This is a genomic window from Methylobacterium sp. JK268 (assembly GCF_054052225.1).
Genome location: NZ_JBSVZN010000001.1, coordinates 192,884 through 203,769, shown reverse-complemented (window position 1 = coordinate 203,769; position 10,886 = coordinate 192,884). Strand labels below are relative to the sequence as shown.

Here is a 10,886-nt window from a genome sequence, read left to right as displayed (position 1 = left end):
CGCGGCGCCCGCGATCCTACCAGCCCGCGAGCGGGAAGGACCACCGGCTCATGGTCCGCATCTGGCCGTGCGGGTCGGGCTTCGCGCCCCGCATCCCGACCGTGAGGGTGATGCTGACCGCCGCCTCGGCGGATGGCGGGGCGGGCCGGCGGATCTGGATCCAGGCCTCGGGGAGCGATGCGGCGCACCAGTCGAGGAAGGTCTCGGCGCTGTCTCCGGCCGGCCAGGGGCAGGCGGCGAGGTCGCCCCTCAGGCCGGCGCGGTTCGTCACCTTGACGGCCGATCCCGGCCAGCCGCGCGGGTGGCCGAGGCGGGCATCGTCGCGCAACTCGTGGATCACCAAGCGGACCAGGGCCATGGCGGGGAGTTGGCCCGCCGCGCCTTACGATCCGGTTAGCCGGGCGCGCCCTTGCCCCACTGCCGGCGGCGGTCTTTCGGTCCGGCAGGCCGCATGTCCCGGCACGCCGAAGGCGTCGACGGATCGCCCGTCTCGGCCCGACGCGGCGCCGGTGGTGATCGCGTTCGATCCCGAGGCGCCTGGCGCGAACCCCGACCCTCATCCGGCCCGGGCACGGCGTCATCCGGCGGCGCCGCGTCCCGGCGGATCAAGCCGGATCGTTCTCCTTGGGGTCGAAGGGCTTGTCGTGCTCGTCGGTCGGCGACTGCGCGTCGGGGTCGAGGCGGCCGTCAACGACACGGTCATCGGTCCGGGGCCGCGGCGGTTCTCCGCTGCGCCGCTCCTGGGGACCCCCCTCGCTCCTGGGCTTCTCGTCGGACATGGGGGCGACCTCCTGGTGGAGACCGGCAGATAGGGCGCCCTCGACCCTGGGACGATGGCGGATGCGCGGTCATGTCCCTCGCAAGGGCGTCGCCGACCGCGAGGGGGGAGAGCCTACCGGTTGCGCAGAATGCCGTGCCCGTGGGCTCGCCCTCCTCGGCGCAACGGACGGGCTTGCCCGATCCATAGGCAATCTGGTTGAAGGCTGGGCCGATTCCCGAAGGGCTCACCGCATGCTCGCGCTCACCGCGCGGGGCCTCCCCGGCCTCCTGCTCCTGCTCGTCTCCGCCTCTCCCAGCCTCGCCGCCGCGCCCGCCCCGGACAGCGGCAGTACGGCCTGGATCCTCACCGCCTCCGCGCTCGTCCTGTTCATGACGCTGCCGGGCCTCGCGTTGTTCTACGGCGGGCTCGTCCACGCCCGAAACCTGCTGTCGGTGCTGATGCAGTGCTTCGCGATCTGCTGCATCGTCTCCGTCCTATGGGCGGTCTGCGGCTACAGCCTCGCCTTCGAGGGCGACGGCGCCCTGATCGGCACGCTGCACAAGGCCTTCCTGGCGCCGCTCGCCCCGCTGCGCGCCGGGACCGCCCTGCCCGAGCCCGTCTTCGTCCTCTACCAGATGACCTTCGCGGTCATCACGCCGGCCCTGATCATCGGGGCCTTCCCGGAGCGGGTCGCCTTTCCGTTCGTCGCCCTGTTCTCGGCCCTCTGGCTGCTCCTCGTCTACGTGCCGGTGGCGCACTGGATCTGGGGCGGGGGCTGGCTGGTCCGGCTCGGCACCCTGGATTTCGCGGGCGGCATCGTGGTGCACACCACGGCGGGCGTGTCGGCCCTCCTGCTCGCGATCCTGGTCGGGCCGCGCCGCGGCTTCCCGGCGACGCTGGCGCCGCCCCACTCTCCCGGCCTGACCATGACCGGAGCCGGGATGCTCTGGGTCGGCTGGTTCGGCTTCAACGGCGGCAGCGCGCTGGCGGCGGATGCGGGCGCCGGGAATGCCATCCTGGTCACCCACCTCTCGGCGGCAGCCGGCGCGCTCGCCTGGACCGCGGCCGAGTGGGTGAAGATCGGCAAGCCCACCTCGATCGGCATCGTCACCGGCTGCGTGGCGGGCCTTGCCACGATCACGCCCGCTGCGGGCTTCGTGGCGCCGGCGGCGGCCCTCGCCATCGGGACGGCGGGCGGCCTCGTCTGCTTCGCGGTGACGCTGTTCGTGAAGCACCGCCTGCGCGTCGACGATTCCCTCGACGTCTTCGCGGTCCACGGCGTGGGCGGCATCCTGGGCTCGCTGCTGCTCGCCGTCTTCGCCCTGCCCGCCCTCGGCGGGGCGGGGTTGCCCGAGGGCCGCACGGCCGCCGCGCAGCTCGGGATCCAGGTCCTCGCCGTCCTCGTCACGGCCGCCTGGTCGGGCGTGGTCACGGTCGGCCTCGCGCGGCTGCTCGGGGCGCTCACGCCCCTGCGGGTGGACGTGGAGGCGGAGCATGACGGCCTCGACCTCGCGAGCCACGGCGAGCGCGCCTACGAGTTCACCGCCTAAAGAATGTTCCGACGAAGTGGAGACCGGTTCGTCGTAGAAAATGCGTTCAAAATCAAAAATCTAGAGCAGTATCCGAGTGCAGCGTGATCGGATGCTGCTCGAGGGCCGCGCCGTCGCGCCCCGGGGATCGGCCCGGGGCGGCGAGCGCCCTGTCCTTGGCAGCCCGCGCGCGAGGGTCTATCGCGTGGGGCGGGAACGATCGTCTGCTTTCGTTCCCCTGCGCGATGACCGAGGGTCCATCGATCCCGGGCTCGTCCCGCCAAGTGGATCGTCGGCGTGATGACGAATGGGAAAGCCGTGCCTCGCGCCGGCAGCGTGCCGGCCCTGCCGCCCCTCGCCTTCGGCGGCCGGTCGGCCCGCGAGGATCTGGACGCGGAGGCCATGGCCGAGCGGTTGTCGCATGAGCGCGGGGCCACGATGGACTATCGGGCGCCCCGCCGCGGCGACGGGTTCCGCAGCCTCTCGGCCCTGGTCGGCATCAACGGCCAGTACCTGGTGGCGAACAGCTGCTCGGCCGTCGGCTTCCGGGCGGCGGAACCCCGGCGCCCCCACCTGCTCCTGCCCCTCGCGGGCCGCGGCGTCGTGCGGCAGGACCGGCGCGAGATCGCCTGGAGCGCGAACGAGTCCGCCGCGCTCCTGGCCGCCTTCGACAGCACCGGGACCCTGGGACGCCGGTCGGCCGTGGCCATCGAACTCGCCCCCGCGCCGATGGAGCGGCTGGCCTGCCGGATGCTGGGCCGCGAGCCCGGCGGGGAGGCGGTGCTCGACCTCGAGGTCCTGCGCGCGCTGCCCCTGACGGCCGGCCCCTTCGCCTTCGGGCCGTTGTTCCGGCACCTGTTCGGGGCGGTCGATGCGTGTCTCGCGACGCCGGCCCTGCTGGACCGGAGCGGCCTGGACGACGCCATCCATCGGGCCGTCATCATGCTGCTGCGGCCCGACCTCTTCGCCGAGCAGGTCACCCCTCCGAAGGCGCCGCGCCCCAAACTCGCCGACGTCTGCGAGTACATCCGCGCCAACCTGGATCAGCGCCTGACCCTGTCGGTCCTGGAGGAGGTGAGCGGCCTCTCGGCGCGTGTCCTGCAATACGCCTTCCGTGAGTATCACGGCTGCACGCCGCTGCAATGGATCGCAGCCCAGCGGCTCGACGCCGTGCGGGCGGCCATCCTGGCGGCCCCGCCCGGCACCCACCTGTCGGCGATCGCCTCCCAGTACTTCAGCAACCTCGGCGAATTCTCCCGGAAATACCGGGAGCGGTTCGGCGAGCTTCCCTCGCACACGATGGCGACCAGGCGCGAACCCTGACGCAGTCCCCTTCGCCGCGCCCCCCCCCCGATGCGGCGGCGCGGGGATGATCGCTCGCCGCCGTCAAATGGCGGGTGACGATCGGCCGATCCACCCGCCTTGCCGACGCGAGAGGGTGGGTCAGATGCGAAACCAGCGTGGCGGCGCGGGACGGACGGTCGAGCAGCGGCGGTCCGGTTGGCTCCTCGCCCGCTTGCCTCGACGGCGCTGGTGGCAGTGCCCCAGGCACGGGCGCCGTTCGGGTTCGGGTCTGCCGTCGATGCGGCCGATGCCGATGCGCCGGGCCGCGCGGGCGAAGGCGGCACGAACGGCGACGGCGGCGGTGGATCCGGCGGCAATGGCGCGGCGGACTCTCCTCATGCCTCGACACGCGGCTCGGGGCTCCCACGGCCCGGATCTGTGGCTTCGAGGGCGCTGCGGGCGACGCTCCCGCGCCGGAATGGCGAAAAAGGCCCGCCGCCATCTCTCCGTCAAACCGCCGCCACGCACCCGCGTTGTACTGGGGTCATCCACCCCGCGCGACCGACGGAGTGCACGCATTATGGTCCACACCCTCGAGCAGCGTGCCAGCCTGGCCATCTGGCCGAGCGAGCGGCCCGGAGGTGCGACGCCCGGACAAGAGTTCCAGACCGTCCGCGAGGCGATCCGCACGGCCGCCACCGTCCTCAAGGATCCGGCGGCCAAGCCGTGGATCGTGACCGAGGATGGCGCGATCCTCCGGCCCGGCTGGATCCGCGAGCAGGCCCGGATCCTCGGCTTCCTCGATTAGAGCATTTTCCGACGAAGTGGTTGCCGGTTCGTCGTAGACAATGCGGCAAAAACAATGACCTGGAGCAGCGCCCGGTTGCAACGTGATCGGGCGCTGCTCTCGAGGCGGGCGGCCGTCAGGCCGCCGCGATCTCGCCGCGCTCGATCTGGAGGGTGCTGTCGACCAGCGCCCGCAGCAGGTCGGGGCTGCTCTCGGTGATCAGGATCGCCACGTCGGGCAGGGCCGCGCGCAGACGGGCCAGGGCCTCGGCGTAGCGCAGGGCCAAAGCCGGGGCGAGACCCTGGAAGGGCTCGTCGAGCAGGACCGCCCGGGTGCCCACCATCAGGGCGCGCCCGAGCGCCACCATCTTGCCCTGACCGCCCGACAGGCCCGCGGCCTTGCGGGGCGCGAAATCCTTCAACTCCGGCAGCAGCCCGTAGACGGCGTCGAGGCGCCGCGCGATCTCGGGCCGCGGCAGGCCCAGCACCTGGGCGGGCAGGAGCAGGTTGTCGCGCACCGTGAAACTGCCGAACAGGTTGCGCTCCTCGGGCGCGTAGCCGATGCCGAGCCGCGCCCGGTGATGGGCCGGCACCGCCGTGGCGTCCTGCCCGTCGAGGACGACCCGGCCGCCGCGCAGCGGCAGCAGGCCCATCAGGGTGCGCAGGGTCGTGGTCTTGCCGGCGCCGTTGCGGCCGATCAGGGCGACGCGCCCGCCCGGCGGGATCGCGAAGGACACCCCGCGCAGGACCGTCACCCCGGCGATCTCGACCGCCGCCCCCTCAAGCGTGAGCATGCGCGCCTCCCGCCGGGACGATGCCGATCACGGTGCGCTGCACCTCGGGGTCGTTGAGGATTTGCCGCGGCGGCCCCAGCGCCGCGATGCGCCCCTGGCCCCAGACCGCCACCCGGTCGGCGAAGCGCCCGACCACGTCCATGTCGTGCTCCACGAACACCGCCGTGACGCCGGCGCCGCGCAGCACCCGCACCAGGGTCTCGACGATCCCCATCTTCTCGGCCGCGGCGACGCCGCTCGTCGGCTCGTCCATCATGATCAGGCGCGGGCGCAGCGCCACCGCCATGGCGATGTCGACGAGCTTGCGCGTGCCCTCGTTGAGAGCGTCCGCCCGCACCTCCGCCACGCCCGACAGGCCGAAGCGCGCGATCAGCTCCGCCGCCTCGTCCCGGCAGGCGGGGCGAAGGAGCGGCCGCCACAGGGGCAGCGAGCCCTCCCGGGAGGCCACCGCCAGCGCCACGTTCTGCAGCACGCTGTGCTCGGCGAAGAGCTGCGGCAGCTGGAAGCTGCGGGCGACCCCGAGCCCGACGATCCGCCGCGGCGACAGGCCGAGGATCGGCTGCCCGTCGAAGGCGATGCTCCCGCCCTGCGGCTTCAGGTAGCCGGTCGTCATGTTGATGAAGGTGGTCTTGCCGGCACCGTTCGGGCCGATGATCGCCAGGAACTCGCCGGCCTCGACGTCGAGGTCGATGCCGTCGGCGGCCTTCAGGCCCCCGAAAGCGAGGCGCAGCCCGCGCGCGGAGAGGAGCGTGCTCATGCGGTCCTCCGGCGGCGCGCGATCAGGCCCCACAGCCCGCCCGGCGCGAACACGATCACCCCGAGGAGCACGATCCCGAGCACCGCCTGCCAGGCATTGGCGACGAGGGCGGCGGCATAGACCCGGGTCAGCTCGTAGGCCGCCGCGCCCAGGAACGGCCCGAGCACGCTGCCCGCCCCGCCCAGGATCGCGATGAAGACGAGTTCGCCCGAGGTGGTCCAGTAGGCGAGCGCGGGCGTGACCTGGCGGGTGGTGAGCGCGATCACCGCGCCCCCGCTTCCCGCCATCACGGCCGAGGCCGCGTAGGCGATCAGCAGCACGCGCTTGGGCGAGACGCCCATGAAGTCGAGCCGGGTCTCGCGGGTCTTGATGCCGGCGAGCGCCTCGCCCCAGGGGGAGTGCAGCGTCACCCGCACCAGCGCCCCGAACCCGAGGGCGAGGACGAGCGCGAGGCCGAGCACCGCCCATTCCCCCGCCTCGCCCGAGAGGCGCTGGCCCAGGAAGGTGACGGGGCCGATCCGGATGCCGTCCGCCCCGTGCGTGATCGCGTAGAACTTCTCCAGCAGCGAGTAGAACACCATGCTCAGCGCGAGGTTGAGCATGCCGAAGAAGATCTCGCGGTAGCGCACCACGAACAGCCCGATCGCCACCCCGAGGAGCCCGGCGGCGAGGGCCGCCAGCGGCACCAGGAGCAGGGCCTCCGGCACGATCGCGGTCGCGAAGGCCACCACGTAGGCGGCGAGCGCGAGGTAGAGGGCGTGGCCGAAGCTGACCTGGCCGGCGCGCAGCAGGAGGAGGATGCCGAGCACCGCCAGCCCCTTGGCGAGCGCGATGGTGAGCACGAAGCGCAGCCAGGGCACCGCGTCGGCGAGGCCGAGGATCAGCGCGGCGCCGGCGAGCGCCAGCAGGGTTTCGCCGCGGCGGGTCATATGCGTCTCGTCTCCGCCACGCCGAACAGGCCCTGGGGTCGGAACAGCAGCACCGCCACCATGATGGCGTAGGGCACCACCACCTCGAATTCCGGGGCGACGTAGACCGCGAAGGAGCGGCCGAGCCCGATCAGCAGGGCGGCGACCGCCGCGCCCTCGATCTGGCCGAGCCCCGCCGTCGCCACCACCGCGAAGGAGAGGACGATGGTCGAAGCCCCGACGCCGGGCACCAGCGACACGGTCGGCGCCGCGAGCGCGCCCCCGAGCGCGGCGAGGATGGTCCCGGCCGTGAAGGTGAGGAGCGTGACCTTGGCGGCGTCGATGCCGAGGGCGCGGGCGGCCTCGCGGTCCACGGTCACCGCCACCACCATGCGGCCGATGAGCGTGTAGCGCAGGACGAAGGCCAGGATCGCCAGCGTCGCCAGCGCCACGCCCGGCAGCACGTAGAGCTGGTAGGCGGTGAACGGGATCGCGTCGGCCCCGAAGGGCACGTCGACGGTGCCGAGCCACTTCAGCGGCGCGTCGAACACCACCGGCTGCACCCCGAAGGCGAGCTTCTGCAGGTCCTCCAGGATCATGAACAGCGCGAAGGTGACGAGGAGCTGCAGCACCGGCTCCTGGCCCTGCATCCGCCGCAGCAGCAGCCGCTCGATCAGGGGCCCGAGCACGATGCCGACCAGGATCGCGGCGGCGAGAAGCACCGGCAGCCCGGCCCAGGGCGGCGCCCCGAGCGAGGCGACGAACAGCCCGAGCGAGGCCGCCGCGTAGCCGCCGATCGCGTAGAGGCTGCCGTGGGCGACGTTGAGCACCCGCAGCACCCCGAAGACGAGGTTCAGCCCCACCGCCACCATGAACACGGCGGCGGCGTAGGAGAGCCCGTCGAGGAGAGCGAGGCCGACGAGGAGGCCGTTCTCGGAGAGCCAGGACACCGGCGGCCTACTTGAACGCCAGCGCCTGCGGCACCTTGGCCACCATCGCGGGGGTCAGGGTCTTGAGCCAGTCGGCGCTCTTCTGGCCGACCGGGGCCGTGATCGTGTCGGCCGGGAACACCACCATGTCGGTGAGCACCGGGAACGGGTAGCGGTCGCTGTGGAGCGTCGTGCCGATGAGCTGGTTCTCCAGCCCCTGCCCGTCCTCGCGGATGCGCACGCTGGCGGTCGGCGAGGGGAATTGCAGCCCCTTGAAGGCACCGGCGAGCTCCGCGTCGGTGGGCCAGCCGCCGCCCTTGGCCGCCACCGCCTTCTCGATGCCGGCCTTCATGGCCGAGACCGCCTGGGCCATGTGGAAGCAGGGATAGATCGGGTAGGCGTTGAAGCGGCTGCGGTAGCTCTCGGTGAAGCGCTTCAGGCGCTCCGGGTCCTCGGGCGAGGGGTGCAGGAACCAGTGGTCGCCGCGCGCGCCCACGATCTGGCCGGCCGGCAGCGCCTTGCCGACCCGCTGCAGCGAGGATTCGGCGAGCGGCATCACGAAGGTCGCGCGCTCGAACAGCTTGCGGTCGGAGGCCTGCCGGATCAGCGTGTCGAGGTCGCCGCCCCAGGAGGTCGACAGCACCACCTCCGGCCGCAGGGCCAGGACGCGGGTGATCTCGGTCGAGAAATCGGTGGCGCCGAAGCGCGGAAACAGCTCGGCCGCGACCTTCACCCCGGGCTTCAGGATGTTCATCGCCGTGCGGAAGATGTCCCAGGAATCGCGGCCCCACGCGTAATCCTGGTTGATCACCGCGATCGACTTGAAGTCCGGCTTGACCTTCAGGAGGTAGAGGAGCGCGGCCAGGATCTCCGGCGTCGCGTTGGCCTGGGTGCGGAAGGCGAACGTGTAGCGGTTGTCCTCGAAGATGCGCTGCGTGCCGCAATCCCACAGCAGCGTCGGGCGCTTCAGCTCGTCCGCGAGCGGCGCGCAGGCGATGCAATCGGCGGACGAGATCGCCGCGAACACGACGTGGACGCCCTCGCTCTGCACGAGGCGGCGGTACTCGCCGACCACGTGGTCGACGCCGGGCCCCTCGTCGACGAAGATCGGCCGCACCTTGATGCCGGCGATGCCGCCGGCCGCGTTGATCTCGTCGAACAGCATCTCGGCGGTCTGCCGGCCGGGCACGCCGAACACGCTGGCCGGCCCCGACAGGTAGGTGGCGATGCCGACCTTGATCTCGGCGGGCTTGGCGGCCTGCGCCTGCGCGCTGCGGCCGGCGAGGACGAGGCCGCCGGCCCCGATCGCCCCGAGGGCGGCCCGCCGCGTCAGGGACGCGCGCGCGTCGTGGCTTCCCACCATCTCATCCTCCCTGTCGTCTTCTGTCGTCTTTGGTTCGCGCGGCGCTGCGACCGCTCGTCTTGAACGTACGTCAGTTGCGGCGCTGGCGCACGACGTCAATGACCGTCCCATCCCGATATTCCACGACCGCCACGATCCGCGCCCGCGGATCGACGGAGGGGCGCGGCGCCCCCTTCGTGAGCGCCGCCGCGCGATCGCGCAGTTCCGCGATGTCGACGAGGGGCAGGCCCGCGGCCGCGAGGCGCGCGGCGAGGTCGGTGCGGCGCGGGTTGACCGCCACGCCCGCCTCCGTGACGACGGCGTCGACCGTCTCGCCCGGCGTGGTCACGCATTCCACGGCATCGACGATCTTCGGGGCGCCGCCCGCGGCGAGTTTCGTGGTGACGAGGGCGAGCTTGGCGCCGGCCGCCGTGTCGGCGTGGCCGCCCGAGCCGCCGATGATCGCGCCGCCCTTCACCGCCGTGACGTTGACGTTGAAGGCGAGGTCGACCTCCGCGGCGCCCATCACCATGCAGTCGAGGTGGTTGACCAGCGCTCCCTTCGCGGCGGGGTTGGCGTAGAGCGAGGCCGACATCGCCACGTGGCCGCGGTCCTCCCGGTAGGAGGCGACCGCCGCGAGGTCGAAGCACTGCACGTCGAACAGGGTGCGGAACAGCCCCTGGCGGAACATCGCCACGATGCCCTGGTGGACGCCTCCCGCCGCGAAGCCGCCGACCACGCCCTTGTCGCGCATGATCGCCGCCACGTCCTGGGCGACCGCGAGCGAGATCCCGCCCGCCCCGGTCTGGAACGAGAAGCCGTCGACGAGGAGGCCCGAGGCGTCGATCACCTTCGCGGCGGTGGCCGCGATGGCGAGACCGACCGGGTCCTCGGTGACCCGGGTGGTCCCCGACACGATCTTCGCGGCGTCGCCGATCGAGTCCACCGCGACGACGGCGTCGACGAGGTCCTGGGCGATGTCGACGGAGGCGAGGGGATGGGGGGAGAGGGCATCGGTGATCGCCACCACGCGGTCGGCATGGCGGGCATCCACCATCGGGTAGCCGAGCGGACCGCAGGCCGAGGGGCCGTCGACGCCGTTGAGGTTGCCGTAGACGTCCGCGGCCGGCGCCGCCACGAAGGCGACGTCGATGGGAAGTTCGCCCGCCTCGATCGCGCGGGCGCGGCCGCCATGGGTCTGGAGCACCGCGGGGTGGCGCAGGTCGCCCGCCGCGATCGCCTCCGCCACCGGCCCGGTGACGTAGTTCGTCGCGAGGCGGGTGACGACGCCGCTGCGGATGTGGTCGACGAGGGGCGCGTGGACGGGGAAGAGCGAACTCGCCGCCACCCGGATGTCGCGCAGGCCGAGCGCCGCGATCTCCGCCATGACGGCGCGCAGCACGTCGTCGCCGTTCCGCAGGTGATGGTGGAACGAGACCGTGGCGCCGTCCCTCAGGCCGCAGGTGCGGATCGCCTCGCGGATCGAGGGCAGCACCTTGCCCTCGCCGGGCCGCTGGGCGCGGATGCGGGACGCCGCCCGGACGGAGTCGCGCGGCGCCGCGAAGGCGCCCGAGAAGGGCCGCACCTCGCCGTAGCCTTCGATGAAGGAGGGTATCGACATCGGCTCCCGTCCGCCGCTCGTTGGCTGTCGCTCCGAATAGGCGCGCGAGCCGGGCATAAATCCAATACGCAGAGTCCCGCCGATCGATAGCGGCGGCTTATGATCGAGGCCGGCGATTCTCTCCTCGTCCGGCCGGCCGGCGACGGTGCGGAGCTTGCCCCTTCCTTCCGAGGGAG

Annotated in this window: 11 protein-coding genes; 3 read left to right on the top strand and 8 right to left on the bottom strand. The window is 72.6% G+C overall.

Features of this window, described 5'->3' with window-relative positions; all coding sequences use genetic code 11:
- Nucleotides 1–16 precede the first annotated feature (16 nt).
- Complete coding sequence (locus ACW9J6_RS00895; protein WP_457114532.1) at nt 17–358, bottom strand: hypothetical protein; 342 nt, start codon at nt 356–358, stop codon at nt 17–19.
- 247 nt (nt 359–605) lie between these two features.
- Entirely contained in the window at nt 606–779 is a 174-nt protein-coding gene (locus ACW9J6_RS00890; RefSeq protein WP_457114531.1) for a hypothetical protein, read from the bottom strand.
- Between the two features lie 232 nt (nt 780–1,011).
- Here ACW9J6_RS00890 and ACW9J6_RS00885 point away from each other — a divergent pair, with 232 nt between their 5' ends.
- The 3 genes from ACW9J6_RS00885 (at nt 1,012) to ACW9J6_RS00875 (ending at nt 4,381) form a co-directional block, all read left to right on the top strand.
- Entirely contained in the window at nt 1,012–2,310 is a 1,299-nt protein-coding gene (locus ACW9J6_RS00885; protein ID WP_457114530.1) for an ammonium transporter, read from the top strand.
- Nucleotides 2,311–2,589: 279 nt separating this feature from the next.
- Nucleotides 2,590–3,612: a helix-turn-helix domain-containing protein gene (locus ACW9J6_RS00880; RefSeq protein WP_457114529.1), complete on the top strand. Its 1,023-nt coding sequence runs from the start codon at nt 2,590–2,592 to the stop codon at nt 3,610–3,612.
- Nucleotides 3,613–4,153: 541 nt separating this feature from the next.
- The gene (locus ACW9J6_RS00875) at nt 4,154–4,381 is read left to right on the top strand and encodes a hypothetical protein (RefSeq protein ID WP_457114528.1); all 228 of its coding nucleotides are present in this window, start codon (nt 4,154–4,156) and stop codon (nt 4,379–4,381) included.
- A 115-nt stretch (nt 4,382–4,496) separates the two neighbouring features.
- Here the strand turns inward: ACW9J6_RS00875 and ACW9J6_RS00870 are convergent, their stop codons facing one another.
- From ACW9J6_RS00870 to citF, 6 genes are all read right to left on the bottom strand, one after another.
- On the bottom strand, nt 4,497–5,153 hold the full coding sequence (locus ACW9J6_RS00870; protein WP_457114527.1) for an ABC transporter ATP-binding protein: 657 nt from the start codon (nt 5,151–5,153) through the stop codon (nt 4,497–4,499).
- The gene (locus ACW9J6_RS00865) at nt 5,140–5,910 is read right to left on the bottom strand and encodes an ABC transporter ATP-binding protein (protein WP_457114526.1); all 771 of its coding nucleotides are present in this window, start codon (nt 5,908–5,910) and stop codon (nt 5,140–5,142) included. The genes ACW9J6_RS00870 and ACW9J6_RS00865 overlap by 14 nt, the downstream gene beginning before the upstream one ends.
- Nucleotides 5,907–6,839 carry a branched-chain amino acid ABC transporter permease gene (locus ACW9J6_RS00860; protein WP_457114525.1) on the bottom strand — a complete coding sequence of 311 codons (933 nt, stop codon included), beginning with the start codon at nt 6,837–6,839 and terminating at the stop codon, nt 5,907–5,909. Before ACW9J6_RS00860 ends, ACW9J6_RS00865 begins: the two co-directional genes overlap by 4 nt.
- The gene (locus ACW9J6_RS00855) at nt 6,836–7,768 is read right to left on the bottom strand and encodes a branched-chain amino acid ABC transporter permease (RefSeq protein ID WP_457114524.1); all 933 of its coding nucleotides are present in this window, start codon (nt 7,766–7,768) and stop codon (nt 6,836–6,838) included. The genes ACW9J6_RS00860 and ACW9J6_RS00855 overlap by 4 nt, the downstream gene beginning before the upstream one ends.
- A 7-nt stretch (nt 7,769–7,775) precedes the next feature.
- Nucleotides 7,776–9,110, bottom strand: a complete 1,335-nt coding sequence (locus ACW9J6_RS00850) for an ABC transporter substrate-binding protein (RefSeq protein ID WP_457114523.1) — start codon at nt 9,108–9,110, stop codon at nt 7,776–7,778.
- Between the two features lie 70 nt (nt 9,111–9,180).
- On the bottom strand, nt 9,181–10,710 hold the full coding sequence (gene citF, locus ACW9J6_RS00845; protein ID WP_457114522.1) for a citrate lyase subunit alpha: 1,530 nt from the start codon (nt 10,708–10,710) through the stop codon (nt 9,181–9,183).
- Nucleotides 10,711–10,886: the final 176 nt, after the last annotated feature.